15 protein-coding genes and 4 pseudogenes are annotated in these 16,567 nt (G+C 68.9%); 8 read left to right on the plus strand and 11 right to left on the minus strand.

The window, feature by feature from the left end:
* Both ABTZ94_RS17540 and ABTZ94_RS17545 read right to left on the minus strand, forming a co-directional pair.
* A partial coding sequence (locus tag ABTZ94_RS17540) for an AAA family ATPase (protein WP_351201950.1) occupies positions 1 to 1,326 on the minus strand: 1,326 nt, incomplete at its 3' end.
* Between the two features lie 26 nt (positions 1,327 to 1,352).
* A complete protein-coding gene (locus ABTZ94_RS17545) occupies positions 1,353 to 1,835 on the minus strand; it encodes an ATP-binding protein (protein ID WP_351201951.1) in 483 nt (160 codons plus the stop codon).
* A gap of 111 nt (positions 1,836 to 1,946) precedes the next feature.
* Here ABTZ94_RS17545 and ABTZ94_RS17550 point away from each other — a divergent pair, with 111 nt between their 5' ends.
* Both ABTZ94_RS17550 and ABTZ94_RS17555 read left to right on the plus strand, forming a co-directional pair.
* On the plus strand, positions 1,947 to 2,768 hold the full coding sequence (locus tag ABTZ94_RS17550; RefSeq protein WP_351201952.1) for a helix-turn-helix domain-containing protein: 822 nt from the start codon (positions 1,947 to 1,949) through the stop codon (positions 2,766 to 2,768).
* On the plus strand, positions 2,765 to 3,025 hold the full coding sequence (locus ABTZ94_RS17555; protein ID WP_351201953.1) for a DUF397 domain-containing protein: 261 nt from the start codon (positions 2,765 to 2,767) through the stop codon (positions 3,023 to 3,025). Before ABTZ94_RS17550 ends, ABTZ94_RS17555 begins: the two co-directional genes overlap by 4 nt.
* Positions 3,026 to 3,073: 48 nt before the next feature.
* Here ABTZ94_RS17555 and ABTZ94_RS17560 read toward each other — a convergent pair whose 3' ends face one another.
* Positions 3,074 to 3,610, minus strand: coding sequence for a hypothetical protein (locus tag ABTZ94_RS17560; RefSeq protein WP_351201954.1), 537 nt, complete (start codon positions 3,608 to 3,610; stop codon positions 3,074 to 3,076).
* Between the two features lie 273 nt (positions 3,611 to 3,883).
* On the opposite strand from ABTZ94_RS17560, the pseudogene ABTZ94_RS17565 reads away from it, so the two are divergent.
* Positions 3,884 to 4,065: pseudogene (locus ABTZ94_RS17565) on the plus strand (sugar hydrolase); the annotation flags it as partial.
* Here the strand turns inward: ABTZ94_RS17565 and ABTZ94_RS17570 are convergent.
* From ABTZ94_RS17570 to ABTZ94_RS17580, 3 genes and pseudogenes are all read right to left on the minus strand, one after another.
* A pseudogene (locus ABTZ94_RS17570) lies at positions 4,034 to 4,714 on the minus strand (serine hydrolase domain-containing protein); the annotation flags it as partial. The pseudogenes ABTZ94_RS17565 and ABTZ94_RS17570 sit on opposite strands and share 32 nt — an antisense overlap.
* Before the next feature lie 2 nt (positions 4,715 to 4,716).
* Positions 4,717 to 5,370, minus strand: a pseudogene (locus ABTZ94_RS17575) (hypothetical protein); the annotation flags it as partial.
* Between the two features lie 20 nt (positions 5,371 to 5,390).
* On the minus strand, positions 5,391 to 6,005 hold the full coding sequence (locus ABTZ94_RS17580) for a PadR family transcriptional regulator (protein ID WP_351201955.1): 615 nt from the start codon (positions 6,003 to 6,005) through the stop codon (positions 5,391 to 5,393).
* Positions 6,006 to 6,200: 195 nt separating this feature from the next.
* On the opposite strand from ABTZ94_RS17580, the gene ABTZ94_RS17585 reads away from it, so the two are divergent.
* Both ABTZ94_RS17585 and ABTZ94_RS17590 read left to right on the plus strand, forming a co-directional pair.
* The gene (locus ABTZ94_RS17585) at positions 6,201 to 6,593 is read left to right on the plus strand and encodes a helix-turn-helix domain-containing protein (RefSeq protein ID WP_351201956.1); all 393 of its coding nucleotides are present in this window, start codon (positions 6,201 to 6,203) and stop codon (positions 6,591 to 6,593) included.
* Between the two features lie 154 nt (positions 6,594 to 6,747).
* On the plus strand, positions 6,748 to 7,158 hold the full coding sequence (locus tag ABTZ94_RS17590; protein ID WP_351201957.1) for a VOC family protein: 411 nt from the start codon (positions 6,748 to 6,750) through the stop codon (positions 7,156 to 7,158).
* A gap of 126 nt (positions 7,159 to 7,284) precedes the next feature.
* Here ABTZ94_RS17590 and ABTZ94_RS17595 read toward each other — a convergent pair whose 3' ends face one another.
* The 3 genes from ABTZ94_RS17595 to ABTZ94_RS17605 all read right to left on the minus strand — a co-directional run bounded on the left by ABTZ94_RS17595 (position 7,285) and on the right by ABTZ94_RS17605 (position 11,113).
* Entirely contained in the window at positions 7,285 to 9,852 is a 2,568-nt protein-coding gene (locus ABTZ94_RS17595) for an FtsX-like permease family protein (protein WP_351201958.1), read from the minus strand.
* Complete coding sequence (locus ABTZ94_RS17600; protein ID WP_351201959.1) at positions 9,852 to 10,637, minus strand: ABC transporter ATP-binding protein; 786 nt, start codon at positions 10,635 to 10,637, stop codon at positions 9,852 to 9,854. The genes ABTZ94_RS17595 and ABTZ94_RS17600 overlap by 1 nt, the downstream gene beginning before the upstream one ends.
* Positions 10,638 to 10,921: 284 nt before the next feature.
* A complete protein-coding gene (locus tag ABTZ94_RS17605; RefSeq protein ID WP_351201960.1) occupies positions 10,922 to 11,113 on the minus strand; it encodes a hypothetical protein in 192 nt (63 codons plus the stop codon).
* A gap of 45 nt (positions 11,114 to 11,158) precedes the next feature.
* Between ABTZ94_RS17605 and ABTZ94_RS17610 the strand changes: the two are divergent.
* Both ABTZ94_RS17610 and ABTZ94_RS17615 read left to right on the plus strand, forming a co-directional pair.
* A pseudogene (locus ABTZ94_RS17610) lies at positions 11,159 to 11,359 on the plus strand (helix-turn-helix domain-containing protein); the annotation flags it as partial.
* Positions 11,360 to 11,441: 82 nt separating this feature from the next.
* Positions 11,442 to 12,020: a cysteine dioxygenase family protein gene (locus tag ABTZ94_RS17615; RefSeq protein ID WP_351201961.1), complete on the plus strand. Its 579-nt coding sequence runs from the start codon at positions 11,442 to 11,444 to the stop codon at positions 12,018 to 12,020.
* 314 nt (positions 12,021 to 12,334) lie between these two features.
* Here the strand turns inward: ABTZ94_RS17615 and ABTZ94_RS17620 are convergent, their stop codons facing one another.
* Positions 12,335 to 12,859 carry a hypothetical protein gene (locus ABTZ94_RS17620; RefSeq protein WP_351201962.1) on the minus strand — a complete coding sequence of 175 codons (525 nt, stop codon included), beginning with the start codon at positions 12,857 to 12,859 and terminating at the stop codon, positions 12,335 to 12,337.
* 212 nt (positions 12,860 to 13,071) lie between these two features.
* On the opposite strand from ABTZ94_RS17620, the gene ABTZ94_RS17625 reads away from it, so the two are divergent.
* Entirely contained in the window at positions 13,072 to 13,698 is a 627-nt protein-coding gene (locus ABTZ94_RS17625) for a YceI family protein (RefSeq protein ID WP_351201963.1), read from the plus strand.
* 151 nt (positions 13,699 to 13,849) lie between these two features.
* On the opposite strand, the gene ABTZ94_RS17630 is transcribed toward ABTZ94_RS17625, so the two are convergent.
* A complete protein-coding gene (locus ABTZ94_RS17630; protein WP_351201964.1) occupies positions 13,850 to 16,543 on the minus strand; it encodes a SpoIIE family protein phosphatase in 2,694 nt (897 codons plus the stop codon).
* Positions 16,544 to 16,567 lie beyond the last annotated feature (24 nt).

Consider the following 16,567-nt stretch of genomic DNA (forward strand, 5'->3'; position numbering starts at 1 on the left):
CCGTGGCTTCCTGTTTCTTCGCGCTGCGCCAGAACAGGTTCTGGTCTTACCCGCGCTCCGCAGGCCGATACCGCCAGTCCGGCGGCCGCTTTCACTGACCACATCGACCTCGTGGCTGGTGCGGGCCGCCGGGTCGGCGACCGTCCCGTACGAGACGTCGATCGGCATGCCGCCGAATGTCTCCGGGGCCGCGCAGTGCGCCACCCACTCCCGGCAGATCTGTTCGAAGAGCGGCCCGACCACCGCCGACAGGAAACGGGCGCGCGAGCTTTCCCAGACCTGCTCGGCCAGTCCCCGGTCGAGCAGGGCGAGCTTGGTCCGTGAGACGACATGGTCGAACGCGATCAGCGGTTCACCGATGCGGTAGACACTCCGGTTCTTGCGGAAGGCGTCCACTTCACGGCGTACGAGACCGCAGTCCTGGAGCACCGTGAGCGGGTGTGTGATGTCGCCGGCCGGTCTCCCCAGACAGCCCGCGATCCCGCCTGCCGTCGCGTTTCCCGAGGCCAGTGCCCCCAGTACGGAGTGGTAGAGCGCCCGGTCCCGCAGATCGGATTCGTCGGCCAGCAGGTATCGCGCCTCCCGGTAGAGGGGCGAGCGCGGCGACAAGGCGGTACGGCACACCCAGGCGTCGAAGTCGTCGAGCCCGGCGGGGACGTCGTCGCGTACGAACTCGCGGCGATAGGCGGGTGTGCCGCCCACCACGCTGTGGACGAGGAGTGCGAGCCGGGGATCGTCGATGCCCCAGAAGGCAGCCGCCTGCCGGAAGTCGAGCGGCTGGACGATGAGTTCGAGGCTCGCCCTCCCCCGGAGCGGAGACGTGCCACCGAGCAGCCCGCCCATGAACGCGAGCGAACTGCCGCACAGGAGCAGCCTCGTTCGGGACTCCAGCCGCTCGGGGCGGCGCGGGCCGTAAGCGACCTGAACAATGGACGGAAGGGACGGGGTGGCGCGGGCGAGGTAGGGAAACTCGTCGATCACCACCGGTACCGGCTTCTCCCGTCCCAGCGCGAGCAGCGCGTCGACGCACTGCTCCCACCGGTCGAAACGCAGCGGCCCGGCCGCTCCCGTGTACTGGCCCAGCTCCTCCCCGAACCGGCGCAGCGACTCCGCCTCCGTCGCCTCATAGGCACAGAAGTAGAAGCCGCCCGCAGCCCGGGCGAGTGAGTCGAGGAGGAACGACTTCCCCTGCCGCCGCCGCCCCGACACGACGCCAAGAGTCGCCTCGGGGCCCGGGTCGGCGGCGAACGCGGTGAGCTCGCTCCACTCCCTGTGCCGGTCGAACATGTCGGACGGCTTGGCGAGATCGCGGGGTGTTCCGGCCATGAGGAGCGACCACCTTCGTGCGCGGCTTACGGAATCGCACTTCCTAGAAGTACGTTTCCGTCAACGGGCCCGTCCGGCTCGGGACACGGGCCCGGTCCGCGCATCGCGAACTCGCACCACACCACCTTGCCGGGGTTCCGCTCCCCCACCCCCCACTTGTCGGCCAGCGCCGCCACCAGCAGCAGCCCCCGCCCGCTCTCCGCATCAGGTGCCGCACCCGAATCGGAGAGGCACACCTCCCCGTCGCCGCTGTCGTGGACCTCTACACGTAGTACGCCGTCGGCCGGCTCCAGGTAGAGGTGGAGGCGGAATCCGCGACCGGGCGGGACGCCGTGCAGCAGGGCATTGGTGACGAGTTCGCTCACGCAGAGCAGCACGTCGTCGGCGCGGGCGTCGCACGCCCAGTCGACCAGAGCCTCGCGCACGAACTTCCGTACGAGCGGCACGGACCGGCGTTCGCGACGGTAGAACGCCTCGCGGAAGCGAGGGAGTTGAGTTGGTTCGTTCACGCAGCCAACGTCACACAAAGTCACTATCGTTGATCAGCGCGTCGCGTCGTACAACGCACTTGTACGGCTTCCGGCGGGTCATCCGGCGTTGGCGACGGGGAGAGGCAGTTCATGCAATCGGCGAAGAAAAACAAGCGGATCACGTCCTGGCACCTGATCGGCGCCCAGTTGGCGACGTTCCGCAAGGCGGCACGGATGACACAGACGGCCCTGGCCGATCAGTGTTGCGTGGGCGAGGACACCATTGCGTCGATCGAACAGGGGCGCAGGCCGCTACAGACGGACTTCGCGGCTCAGCTTGACGAACTACTGGAGACGAAGCGGGTGTTACAGGTCGCGGTGTCGAAGGTGCCGCAGAAGGAGCGGTTCCCTGCGTTCGTGCAGGACTTCGTGGAGTACGAGCAGGAGGCGGTGACGCTGCTCTCGTACCAGAGTCAGGTGGTACCGGGGCTGCTCCAGACCGAGGAGTACGCCCGCGCGGTCTTCGTCTCCCTCTATCCACCGCTGGAGGAAGAGGAGATCGAGGAACGGGTCGCGGCGCGACTCGACCGCCAGAAGGTCTTCGAACGCAAGCCGAGGCCGATGGCCAACTTCTTGCTGGAGGAGAGCATCCTGCATCGACCCATCGGGGGTCTCCATGTACTTCGCGAGCAACTCCGCCACTTGAGGCGCTGTGCTGAACTCCCTTTTCTGGGGCTGCAAATCATGCCGACAGACCGCGAGAAGCATGCCGCCCTGGACGGTCCGATGGTGCTGTTGGAGACTCCCGATCACGATCAACTGGCCTACATCGAGGGCCAGCGCATCAGTTTCCTGATCGACGATCTCGACGAGGTCAGCATCCTCCAGCAGAAATATGGGATGCTGCGCTCTCAGGCGCTCTCTCCTGAGCGGAGCATGCGCCTTTTGGACGACCTGCTTGGAGCGTCATGACTCGCGCAGCACACCGGGACCACAGCACGGCCCTGAGCTGGTTCAAGTCCAGCTACAGCGGCAGCGAGGGCGGCGACTGCCTCGAAGTCGCCTACGACTGGCGCAAGTCCAGCTACAGCAGCAGTCAGGGCGGCGACTGCGTCGAGGTGGCAGCCCACCCCGCCGCCATACACATCCGCGACTCCAAGGTCACCGACGGCCCCGTCCTCACCGTTCCCCCCGCCGCCTGGGCCGCCTTCATCGGCGCCACGGTCTGACGACTCACACCGATCCGGCCGTACCGGCCCGGATGACACCGAACCGGGTCAGTGCGCGGGCGCCGGGGGCATGCAGCCCGTCTCGAGGTAGTGGCCGTTGGCGGTGGCCCATACACGGTCCTTGCTGACGGCCCCGGTGACACATGCCGACGTACCGATCCAGATACCGAAGTCGCTGCCTTCCGCCTTTCGCGTTCCGACACCCACCAGCCGGTTGCCCACGGCGACATGGGCGGAGCCGGCGAGCTGTTCGAGCGCGGGTCGCACGTCTCCCGGACCGACCTTTCCGGCCAGGCGCAGTTCGCTCAGGACGCGGTCGACCTCCACGGCCTTCCGCCTTGCCTTCTTCTCGTCCTCCGGCCCCATCTCCCCCGGCTGACGGACCCGGTTGTTGTCGAAGTAGTTCGGCGGCGCGTCTCCCTTCGGCGTGTTGAGCGCGGGCGTGGGCGCGTCGGCGCCTTCAGCGTCGCCGGAACCGGTGCCGTTGAGGTTGGAGAACAGGTCGTCCTCCGTCGTCCCACACCCTGCCAGGGCGAATGCCGCGACCACAGCGACCACAGCGAGACCACTCTTCCGTGAGGGCATAGACCCACTATCGCCATGAGGACCGAAGGGTTCACGAGTGCGGGTACTCATGTTCGAAAGAGGGGGTACGGGGACGCACCCCCCGCGTGGGAGCGTGCGATCACTCCACTGGCATCGAGTGTGAAGACTTCCGACGCTTGAGAGCGCTCTCAGTCACACGTCTTGACGCCCGCCGCGACCGTCACAAGAGCGGTGCGCATCGCGGACGCACCTGGTCCCCCTTCCCGCACGATCGCCCCGTCCGCGCCCCCCATACACACCGGGAGTCCTCTCGTGATTTCGCGCAGACTGTTCCTGATGGGCAGCGCCGCCGCCTCCGCGACCGCGCTCACCTACCCCCTCTGGGGAGCACTCTGAGCCACGCCTCTACGGCTCCCACGACCTGTGAACTCGCTCTGGATACCCGTTCGTTGCCCGGCAGGTTCAACGCCTATGTGACCGGCCACGAGCAGGGGCGTCGGGGAGTTGCCCCGTCGAGTACGACGGATTTCCGGTCCGGGCCGGGATCTTGCCGCAGAACTCCGCCTCGATCACGCTGACGTAGAGCGATGCGTCCGGCCAGTCGCCGTTGATGTTGAACGTCAGCTGGTGCTTTCCGTCCTGCGTGCCGACCATCGCGGACAGGGAGCCGTTCGCACGACCACTCTTGCCCACCACCTTCACGCCGCAGGACAGCGTCGCGTACTCAAGCCCGAGTCCGTACCCGATCCCCTCGCCCGCCGGCACCTCGTCGAGCATCTCCTTCATCTGCGCAGGAGGCAGTAACTCGCCGCGTATCAGCGCGCGTTGGAAGCGGTTGAGGTCGCCACTGGTGGAGATGATGTCGCCGGACGCGCCCAGCCAGGTCATGTTCTGTTCGGTGGCGTCATGGATCTCGGCGTCGGGGGCGCTCCGATGGAGCCGGGAGTAGCCGATGGGGTGCGGATTCGGCATCTGTGGCGCCGTGCCGGGGAACGACGTCCCGCGCAGCTTCAACGGCTGGATGATGCGGCGGGTGACCTCCTGCCCGTACGAACGGCCCGTCGCCTTCTCGATGACCAGGCCGGCGATCACGAAGTTGGTGTTCGAGTACAGCGGCGACTTCTCCGGGTTCGGCTGCGGCGGGTCAGGAGTCCCTCGACGGCAGGGGCCAGTTCGGCGGCGGCCACGGGACGGAAGACATCGGGGAAGAAGTCCAGGCCCACATAGTCGAGGTCTGCGATGAGTTCGGCGCCTCCATGGCCGGTGAGATCGGTGATGAAGGAGGAGCCCGGCCCGAAGAGCGGCGTGGTGTTGAAGCCGACCCTCAGATGGGTGTGCCCGAGTTCGCGCGCCCGCGCCTTGGCGGCGGACACTCCGCGGATGATCACCTCGCGCACTCCTGGGTAGTAGCCGTCCAGCGTGCGGTTCGATGTGACGTTGGGCTCCTCCGTCACTTGCAGCATGTCGGTGACAGCGCCGTACTGCGTGACCAGTTCGCGCAGGAAGTCGCAGTAGCCGTCCACGTCCGCGGCGGTCGACTGATACTGGGCGACCAGGTCCAGACGGCGGCCTCGGACGGCGTACCGGTCCGCGGCGGCGGGCGTCTTTGTGGCGTGGGGCTCGCCGAGCCGGGTGGAGTCCTTGAAGCCTGTGTAGGCACGCACCAGGAAGGGGCGACCGGCTCGCCCCTGGAGCAGGTCGAGCGCCTGGGACACGCGGGCGGGGACGTCGGGCGGGCCGTCGGCCAGGCCCCCGGTGTCGTCGCCGACGACTCCGCCCGGGTAGATCCCGAAGAGCAGTCCCTCGCGCACTGTCGGTGTCACGCGTTCCCTTCCTCTCGCCCGGCCCCGGAGGACGGCGCCGCTGGGCCGGGCCATGTCAGCGAGCCAGTGCGGATGTCGTCGATGACCGCGTCGATCCACGCCATTTCGGCACGCGCCAGGCTCAACGCGTACTCGGCCTCGATGACGTGCAGCCGGGACACCCCGGTCGCCAGGGCGTCCGCGAGGCGCTGGTCGTCCGCCGCCGTGCGTTGCCAAAGACGCCCGGCCCGCTCGGTCAGGGCGTCGACGGCACCCTCGGGTCCCAGCGCGCCGAGGTAGGTGACGGCGCCCAGGAACTGTGAGAACTCCCGTTCCGGTGTGCGGATTTGCGCGTCCAACCGTCGTACGAGTTCATCGCGGCCGGCTTGCGTGAGCGCGTAAACGGTTCGCTCCGGGCGGTTCCCCGAGCGCTGCTGGCCCTGTGCGGCCACCCATCCCGCCTCGGTCAGGGCGGCAACGGTGTTGTAGAGCGTGCCCCGGGTGATCGCGGCCGCGTGGTTGTCGCTGCGTTTCCGCAGCTCGGAAAGCATCTGGTACGGATGCGAGCTCTGCTCCAGCAGAAGGCCCAGCACCGCAAGCACGATGGGGTTGTCAAGCGCACGTCGAGACATGGTCCAACTCTAACAGTCCAAATAGACCATTCACTCTTCGAGCGAGGTGATCGCCGGGCACGGGCCATGACACATGCCCCCATCGGCAAAGGGACTTATCGACATACAACGGGCCGTGGTCGCCTGCGCCTCCCTGCACGAGGATCGGCCAACGGATCCGTCACGGACGGCGGAGAGCCGTGGTGTGATGGCGTCGTGAGCCGCGCTGCAGAAGAGACCAACCGCCACATGCTCCGGGCACGGGATGCGATGGACCGCGCCTACGCCCAGCCGCTGGACGTCCCGGCCCTGGCGCGGATCGCCCATGTGTCCCAGGCGCACTTCACGCGCACTTTCCGGGCCACGTTCGGCGAGACGCCGCACCGCTACCTGCAGCGCCGCCGTGTCGAGCGTGCGATGTTCCTGCTGCGGGAGACCGACCGCAGTGTGACGGACATCTGCTTCCAAGTCGGCTTCGGCAGCCCGGGAACCTTCAGCCGCACGTTCCGCGACATCGTCGGCCGGTCACCGAGGACGTACCGCAAGGAAGCGGTGGTCACGTGCGTACCGACGTGCTTCACGATGGCGTGGACGCGTCCGAGCGCCTGACCGTCCGCACTGCCTGCCCTGCCCCGTCCTGCCCTGTCCTGTCCTGCCCTGCCCTGCCCTGCCCTGTCCTGTCCTGTCCGCACGGCCCGTACCATCCGTCGGCTGAGCAGTTTTGGATAAGTTTTCGTCCGGCTCGCCCAGTAGCGTGATGCACATGTTCAACGCCATCACGCACTCACAGATCTACGTCCTCGACCAGGACGAGGCCCTCGACTTCTACGTCGGCAAGCTCGGCCTGGAGGTCAACGCCGATGTCGACATGGGATTCATGCGCTGGCTGACCGTCAGCATCCCCGGTCACCCGGAGCGCCAGGTCCTGCTGGAGAAGCCGGGGCCTCCCGCGATGTCCGAGGAGACGGCGCAGCAGGTCCGCGAGCTGGTGACCAAGGGGGCGATGGGCGGCTCGCTCATCTTCACCACGGACGACTGCCGCAAGACGTACGAGACGCTGCTTGCCCGGGGCGTCGAGTTCACCGAGGAACCCACCGATCGTCCGTACGGAACCGACTGCGGCCTGCGCGACCCCTTCGGCAACAGCATCCGCTTCACCCAGCCGAGGGCCTGAGGACCGTCCGGTCCGGTCGGCTGTCACACCAACTGCCTTGGGCCTGCTGGTTCCTGAAGCCCGCGAACGATGCCAATGGTGTGCCGGATCCTCCTTCGCCGCAGGGTGTTGACGTGGTTCGTCGGCCTACTGGCGGGCGCTGATGACGTCCGCCGGGCGTCCGTCGAGTGCGACGCGGCCGGGGACCAGCGTCGCCACCGCGGTGAGCACCGCGGCGAAGCCGAGGACCCCGAGGAACATCGGCAGGTCGACGGACGGCTGGGCGGCGCCCGTCATCCCGACGCTGAAGGCGGTGAGCACCGCGAGCGAGATGGCCGTACCGAGCACCGCGGCGACCAGGACGATCAGGGCGGACTCGATCCTGAGCATCGACATCACCTGGCGGCGGGTCGTGCCGACGAGCCGCAGCAGAGCGAACTCGCGGGTGCGGTCCGAGACCGACATGGCCAGGGTGTTGACCACGGCGATCGCGGTGAACGCGATGATCAGGCCCATCGCGAGGTAGTTGACCTCGGCGTTGGACTGCTGCACGTCGGCCTGGAGGTCGTCGACCTGCGTGCGGTCGAGGACGCCGATGCCGGGGAAGCGCTTGAGGGCGCCGGTCAGCTGCTCGCGGCCCGCCTTGCCGTCACCGGCCGTCTTGACGAGGACGGAGGAGGCGAGCGGGTTGTCGACGTGCCGGGCGACCAGGTCGTGCGACATGGTCAGGTCGCCGAATCCCAGACCCCGTTCGTAGACGGCGGCGACCTTCAGCTCGGCCACGGTGGCGTCGCCGAGCGTCACTTTGAGCGTGTCGCCGGGCTTCTTGCCGAGGTGGTCTGCGGAGACGTCGCTCATCGCGATGCTCTTGTCCCCGAAGCCCTTGAGGCTGCCCCGGGAGACGTCCGGGTCCCAGTTCGTGGTCAGGCCCTGTGCGGAGATGCCCTGCGCCGGGTACTTGTCGAGGCCGACGCGGACCTGGGTCCGGACGATCTCGGTGACCTGGGTGACGCCCGGTACGGCGCGCAGCGCGTCCGTCGCCTCGGCGGGGACGCCGGGGCCGTTCGAAGCGACCACCCAGTCCGCCTTGTTGCCCGCCTTGGCCTGGGCCGAGGCGGCGTCGCCCATGGTGGTCTGCACGAACAGGACGGTGCAGGCCATGCCGATGAGCAGGACCAGTGGGGTGACGGCAGCGGCCATCCGCTTGGCGTTGGCCCGGGCGTTGGCGGTCGCAAGGTGACCGCCGACGCGCGAGAACTTCAGCGGGATCGCGAGGATCGCGACGGCGACGCGGGCGATGACCGGGCCGAGCAGCGAGACCGCGACGGCGAGGACCACGACGGACAGGAACGTGACGGGCTGCGAGGCCGGTTCGGTACGCAGGAAGCCCAGCAGGACGACCACAGCGATGCCGAGGGCCAGGACGAGCATCCCCACGCCGAGCCGTCCCCACGTGAAGTGGCGCTGTTCCATGGACGCCTCGGACAGGGCCTCGGCCGGGCGGATGCGGGCGGTGCGGCGTGCGGAGATGCGGGCCGCGGCCCACGCCCCAAGCAGGGCCGCGCCGACGGCGGCGGTGAACGGCACGAAGCTGAAGGTGAGTTCGAGGGTGTCGGGGATGGCCTTGAAGTCGATGAACTTGCTGTGCAGCCAGTACGCGATGGGCAGACCCACGACCGAGCCGAGTCCGCCCGCGAGACCGCCGATGATCAGGGCCTCGCGGCCGATCAGCTGACGGACCTGCTTGGGGGTCGCGGCGATGGCGCGCAGCAGGGCGAGCTCGCGGTAGCGCTGCTGGATGGAGAGCGCGAACGTGCCGACGACGACGAGGATCGCGACGAGCAGCGACGTACCGCCCATGGCGCCGCCCATGGAGACGAGCTTGACCCGGGCCTTGCCCGCGTCGAGGAACTCGATGGGGCCGCGCTCGCCACCGGTGGCGACGGCGTACTTGCGGCCGTCTCCGGCGAGGGCCTTCTTGGCCTGGTCCGCGAGTTCGCCGGCAAGGACGCCGGGCTTGGGCAGCAGGCCGACGGTCGCGACCTGGCCGGCCCGTCCGGAGAGGTTGCGGGCGGTCTCGTCGGAGAAGAACAGCGAGGTCTGCTGGTGCAGGTCGCCGCCCTTGGCCGCCGCGATGCCGCTGACCTTGTACGTCGTCGGGGCGCCGGTCGACTGGACGACGAGGCTGCTGCCGGTCTTGAGGCCGGTGCGGGCCGCGAGTTCCCGGTCGAGGACGACCTCGTCGGCGCTCGCGGGTGCCTTGCCGTCGGTCAGCTCGAACGGGGTCAGTGCGGCGGAGGACCAGGCATGGCCGTAGGACGGCTTGCCGTCGATGCCCGGCACGATCCGGCCCCGGGGGCCGACCGCGTACGCCGGGAAGTTCGTCTCGGGCACCGCCTTGCGTACACCGGGCAGGCCGGCGAGGGTCTCGGTGGTCCCCGCGGGCAGCCAGACCCGCTCGGCCAGCGGCTTCGCCTTGTGCTTCTCCTTGACCTTGCCTTTCTTCTTCTTGATGGTGGTCTGGTGGACGTTCTGGTCGGCGCCGACGATGACCGGGGCGGCGGCGTAGCGCTCGGTGGCGATGGTGCCGCGCAGACCGGTCTCCAGGAGGATGCCGCAGGCGGTGACCAGGGCGGCGGCGCAGAAGAGGGCGAGGAAGGCGCCGATGAAGCCGCCCTTCCTGGCCTTGAGCGTCTGCAGTGCGTAGCGCAGCATCAGGCCCACGCTCCCAGGTGTGTCATGCGCTCGGCGACGAGGTCGGCGGTCGGGGCGTCCATCTGTCCGGCGATCCTGCCGTCGGCCAGGAACAGGACGGTGTCGGCGTACGAGGCGGCCACCGGGTCGTGGGTGACCATGACGACGGTCTGGCCGGTCTCGTTCACGCAGGCGCGCAGCAGGGAGAGGATCTCCTTGGCGGTCACGGTGTCGAGCGCGCCGGTCGGCTCGTCGCCGAAGATGACGTCGGGCCGGGTGATGAGGGCGCGGGCGATGGCGACGCGCTGCTGCTGGCCGCCGGAGAGTTCGGCGGGCCGGTGGGCGGCCCGGCCACCCAGTCCGACGCGGCCGAGGATCTCGTCGAGCCAGTTCTCGTCGAGGCTCTCGCCCGCGAGGCGCAGTGGCAGCTCGACATTCTGACGGACCGACAGGGAGGGGATGAGGTTGAACGCCTGGAAGACGAAGCCGATGCGTCGGCGGCGCAGCTTCGTCAGCTGGGTCTCGTTCATGTCGTTGAGCTGGGTGTCCCCGATGTAGGACTGGCCCGTGGTCGGCTTGTCGAGGCCGGCCGCGCAGTGCAGGAACGTCGACTTACCGGAGCCCGACGGGCCCATCACCGCGGTGAAGGAGCCGCGCTCGATCCCCACGGAGACCCCGTCCAGGGCGCGGACCTCGCGGTCGTTCTTGCCGTACACCTTGGTCACGTCGGCCAGACGAAGGGCGTGCCCCCGGTTGGCCGTGTTGTAGCCGTCGTCGAGGGAAGCGCGGCTCGTCTCGGTCACCATGTTGCGGCCTGTCCTCTCCATAGTGCGATTCCGGGTCTCAGGGGGGGTGATTTTCGAGCGTATACGGCATCGAGCCGAGTGGGGTCCGTAGTTCTGTATTCGATCTACTCCGGGTCCGTCAGGGGCAGTTGACCGGAATGCACGCGGTGGAACGAGGCCGAGACCTGTACCGAACGCCCTCTCGCAGCTCCTATGACACAGCTGGAGCGGCACTCGCCTCGCCCGGGTGGATGACACGGGCGAGGAAGGCACGGGTCCGAGGATGCCGCGGCGCCCCCAGGACCTCATCGGGGCGGCACGCCGCCATCCATGAAGACCACCCGGTCGGCGACCTCGCTGCTGGCAAGGAGCCGCAGCCGGACGTGGGCAGGCGCGGACGCATCGGAAGCGCACGGATCGCAGTGGCGGCCCGATGCCGCGATCTCGAGCGAGCGGTGGGTCGGCCCACCGTGGCGCGGGGCGAAGGGAAAGTCCACATTGATCTTCTTTACCCCTCCCCGAACACTCCTTACTGTTGGCGCATGTTGGACTCGCGGCACGTCCAGACGTTCGCCGAGGTCGTGCGCACCGCCTCCTACGCGGCAGCGGCCCGGAGTCGGGGCTACACGCAGCCGGCCATCAGCCAGCAGATGAAGGCCCTTGAACGAGCCGTCGGAACACCGCTGTTCGTCCGGGTGGGCCGCGGGCTGCAGCTGACGGACGTCGGCGCGTCGCCGACCCGGCCCAGGCGCTGTCCTGAGCCGCGGGGGCGCCGGTCCCGCAGCCGCCCACACCGCCCAACAGCCCCCAAAAGAGAGGGAGAACATGGCATTCCCCATCGCCACTGCGCCTTCGACGCGACTGGACGAGCTCGTCGAGGCGATACGCGACACCGTGCGGCTGGAACGCACCCCGGCCGAGACCGCACACCTGGTTGCGGCTCGGCTCGAGCCGTTCCTGGCCCTGCCCGACCTGGTGCCGCCGCAGTTCCGTGCCGGCGGCCCCGACGGCTATCGCCAGCATGTGGTGCACGCCGAGGACGACGGAAGTTTCTCTCTGGTCGCACTCGTCTGGGAACCCGGGCAGCGCACCCCGATCCACGACCATGTGGCGTGGTGCGTCGCCGGGGTCCACGAAGGTGCCGAGACCGAGGAGCGCTACGAAATGCGCGGCCTCGACGGGCCCGTCCGGCTGGTGCCCGCCGGGCGGACGGTCAACCCGGCCGGTACCGCCGTCGGTTTCGCACCGCCCGGTGACATCCACTCGGTGCGCAACGCCGGTGATTCCACGGTGATTGCCATCCACGTCTACGGCGCCGATATCTCCCGGCTCGGTACCAGCGTGCGCAGGCTGTACCGATACCCGGTAGCGGATGCGGAGGCGTCCGGCGAGTCCTTCGGATGAACCTCATCCGGTAATGCCCCCGACGAGCCGCGTCCGACTGCGCACCCGCCAACCGCGGTTTCGCCGAACCGTGCGCCGTTGACCGGCAGGTTCCGGTCATGTGATCGACCGCTGCCTCGTCAGAGGGTTCGCTCCCTTCATCCGCCCGCCCAGAAGCCGTACCGGCGACCCGAACCACTCACACCCCGGCATACGAGCGCCCCCGGTCCTTGCGTACCTCGTGGTCCATCGCATCCCCCGGGTTGGGGTATGGCAACGGCTACGGGAACTCAAGGACGGACGGGGGCACTTGTACGAGCGGGTTCGGGGCGCGGTCAGCAGCCGCCGCAGTTGTAGTACGTCACGTCCCAGTGGTTGCCCTCGTCCGCGTAGATGTTGCCGGAACCCGACTTGTACTGGGGTGCACCGTCACCGCGCAGCCCTATGTAGGCGAAGACGCCGTGGACGTAGTTGGTGAGGCAGGTGGACTTGCCGAAGTCGAGCTTGTAGCCGTTCCAGTGCGAGTACGTACCACTGGCGTGCCCGGTCTCGGTGCCGCCGGTGATGTTCAGCGCGCAGCCCGTGGCGCTCTTGAGGGTCTGGGCGCCCTGGGCGGTGGCCAGGTTGAGCTGGTCGAACGAGGTGCACGTGGCGATGTTGCGGTTGGAGCAGCCACCGGAGGACGACCAGGTGATTCCGGAAGAGCTGAACCGTGCGGCGGCCTGGGCGTGGGTGAGCTTCGTATCGGCGTGGGCCTGGGTGGCACCGCCTCCGAGGACGCCGACGCCGGGGGCGAAGAGGACGCCGAGGACGAGGGCGAGGGCGGTCAGGACGGGGCGGAGTGTCATACGGGACACCATTGAGGACTCCTCCTGCTCATGACAAATAAGGGCACGGAAATACTGCCCGAGTTCTACGCGCGTCGCCAGAGGCCGAGAGCACGGATGAGCTCCGTTCGCAACATCCGCAGCCCTAATGTTGAACATTGAACTAGATCGCGCTACAGTCAATCTCGTTGAAGGTTAAACAACCACTTCGACCGCCGCTCGATCACGTCCCCCGAGGAGGAGCCATGGCTCTGTTCAACCGCAAGAACAACAACGCCCCGTCCGCCACCACCGCCGTCGCCACCGCCGTGGACCCGGCCCTGGCCGCCCTCACCGGTGACTACACGATCGACCCGGCGCACAGCAGCATCGGCTTCACCGTGCGCCACGCCATGGTCACCAACGTGCGCGGCTCCTTCGGCGAGCACGAGGGCAGCCTGAAGCTCGACGGCCACAACCCCGCGAAGTCCGCCGCCTCGATCGACGTCAAGATCGCCAGCGTCGACACCGGCATCGCCGACCGCGACGGCCACCTGGTCAGCGGCGACTTCTTCGACGCCGAGAAGTTCCCCCTCATGACCTTCCGCTCCACGCACGCCGAGCAGCTCGGCGGCGACAAGTACCGCATCACCGGCGACCTCACCATCAAGGACGTCACGCGTCCCCTCGCCATCGACCTAGAGTTCAACGGCTCCGCCACCGATGTCTACGGCAACGAGCGCGTCGGCTTCGAGGGCAGCGCGGACATCCTGCGCTCCAACTGGGGCCTGACCTGGAACGCGGCGCTGGAGACCGGCGGTGTGATGGTCAGCGACAAGGTCAAGCTCAACTTCGACATCTCCGCGATCAAGGCCGCCGCACCGCAGGCCTGACGCTTCTGGCCGCCTCACGCCCGAACCCGAGCGCGCCCGCCTACCTCCTCCCCCGCCCGGGGCGGAAGGCGGGCGATCGGCGTCGCGGGAAGCCCGCAGTGCCCGCGACCGACACGGCGAACTCGACAAGGTCACCGACGCCGGACCCTCCTCACCCGGTCCAGCCGTTCGTCTCTTCCTCCTCCGATTCGCCGACCGTCTGCTCCGACCAGATCACCTTGCCCGTCTCGGTGTAACGCGTGCCCCAGCGTTCGGCGAACTGGGCGACGAGGAACAGGCCCCGGCCACCCTCGTCCGTCGTCGCCGCGTAGCGCATGTGCGGTGAGGTGTTGCTGGTGTCGGACACCTCGCAGATCAGGTTGCGGTCGTACAGGAGGCGGACCTCGATCGGTCCGGTGGCGTAGCGCACCGCGTTGGTGACCAGCTCGCTCAGGATCAGTTCGGTGGTGAACGCCTCCTCGTCCAGGCCGCGCTCGGTGAGCCACTGGGCGACGTTCTTGCGGACTCCGGCGACGGCCGCCGGGTCGGTGTCCACGTCCCATTGCGCGACCTGTTCGGGGGCGAGTGTGCGGGTGCGGGCCACGAGGAGGACGACGTCGTCGATCGGCTGCCCGCTCACCATCGTGTCGAGCACGTCGTCACAGGTCTCTTCCGGTGTCCGGTCGCGACCGGCGAGGGTGGCGCGCAGCAGGTCCAGGCCGACGTCGATGTCCCGGTCGCGGCGCTCGACCAGACCGTCCGTGTAGAGGACCAGACGGCTCCCTTCGGGTACGTGGAACTCGGCGGCCTCGAAGGGCATGCCGCCGATTCCGAGGGGCAGGCCGGCCGGAACCTCGGGGACTTCCACGGTGCCGTCCGGGAGGACCAGCACGGGCCCGGGATGGCCGGCCCGGGCCACCGAGCAGTTCCCGGAGACCGCGTCGTAGATCGCGTACAGGCAGCCGGCTCCGGCGATTTCGGGGCCACCGCCGGCCGCTTCGTCCTGGTCGATCCGGTTGACCAGTTCGTCGAGATGCCCGAGGAGTTCGTCGGGCGCGAAGTCCAGCGCGGAGAAGTTGTGGATGCTGGTGCGCAGCCGCCCCATGGTGGCGGCGGCGTGCAGTCCGTGTCCGACCACGTCACCGACGACCAGCGCGACTCGGGCGCCGGACAGCGGGATCACGTCGAACCAGTCGCCGCCCACCTCGGCCCGCGCAGGCAGATAGCGGTGGGCGACATCGAGGGCGTTCTGCTCGGGCAGGTCGCGGGGCAGCAGGCTGCGCTGCAGCGTCACGGCCAGTTCGTGCTCACGTGTGTACCGGCGGGCGTTGTCCACGCTGACGGCCGCCCGGGCCACCAGCTCCTCGGCGAAGGACAGGTCGTCCTCGTCGAACGGTTCGAGATTGTCCGCGCGCCAGAAGTTGACCAGGCCCAGGATGACGCCTCGTGCGTGCAGCGGTACGGACAGCACCGAGTGGAATCCGTAGTCGATGATCTTCCCGGCGCGCTCGGGATCCCAGTGCCGCCATCCCAGCTGCGCGATCACCTCGGGCCCCAGCCCCGTCTCGCTGATGTTCACGCGCATGGCCCGGGTCCTGGAGGGAACGAATCCGACCATCTGGCCGCTCGGGTAGAGGGGCTGGTACGGGTCCACGGTGGCGGTCGCGGTGCGGCGCATGTCCAGCGGATCGCTGTTCGGCGTGGCCTCTTCCTCCCCGAAGAGCGCGGTATCGGCGAGGTCGACGGTTGTGACGTCGGCGAATCCGGGGGTCGCCACATCCGCCAGTTCCTGGGCCGTCCGGGCCACGTCGAGGGTGGTGCCGATCCGGGCACCGGCCTCGTAGAGGAGCAGCAGGCGTTCGTGGACCAGTTCGGCTCTGCCCGTGACCTTGCGGAGTTCGGTGGTGTCGCGCAGGGTCGCCACGGTGCCGGGAGGCCCGCCGCGCGCGTCCGTCGGCCGGAGGTTGACGGCCAGCAGGCGGTTGCCGACGCGCAGCACTTCGTCCGTGACGCACCGGCCGGAGGCGAGCAGTTCCGCGGTCTCGGCGCCCAGCCCGAGGTCCGCCACTGCGCGGCCCTCGGCGTCCGGGGGAAGGGCGAGCAGTCTGCGGGCCTCGTCATTGGCCATCATCAGCCGGTGGTCGGCCCCGATGATGAGGACAGCCTCGCGGACCGCGTGCAGCACCGCGTCGTGGTGCTCGTACATCCGGATCATCTCTGCGGGTCCGAGCCCGTGTGTCTGGCGGCGGAGCCGTCTGCTCACCAGCGCCGCGCCGCCCGCGGTGACCGCGGCGGCGGCCACCGCAGCGACGATGCTGAGCGGGATGGACCGCTCGGCCACGCTGTTGACCGTCCGGTCGGTGAGCCCGACGGACACCAGCCCGGCGACCGAACCGTCGGGCCGGGTGACCGGCACCAGTGAAATGGTCGAGGGCCCCATGCTGCCGGAGAAGGTCAGGGTGACGCCCGGGCCTGTCAGCGCGTCCTTGTACGGACCGATGATGTGCTTGCCGATCAGCGTGGGGTCGGGGTGGGTGTAGCGGACGCCCTGGGGGCTGGCCACGACGACGGCATCGACATGTGCCCGCCGGCGGACCTGCTCCGCACGTGGCTGCAGGATCGCGGTGGGGTCCTTGCTGTCCAGCGCGGGCACGATCCCGGGCGAGTGGGCGAATGTCTGGGCCACGCTCATGGTGCGCAGCCGGGCCTCTTTCAGGCTGTCGCTGCGGCCCTGCAGCACCAACGCGACCGTGGCGCCGCCGATGAGCAGGAGGACGAGCGCGAGCACGCAGCAGAACACCTGTCCGGCCACGGTGCGCAGACTGAACTGGGAGAGCAGTTCGCGGCCCAGGGTGCGGTGCGTCATGTCCCGGCCGGGCGGCGCTGGGGT

This window comes from Streptomyces sp. NPDC002785, assembly GCF_040295565.1.
Classification (GTDB): Bacteria; Actinomycetota; Actinomycetes; order Streptomycetales; family Streptomycetaceae; genus Streptomyces.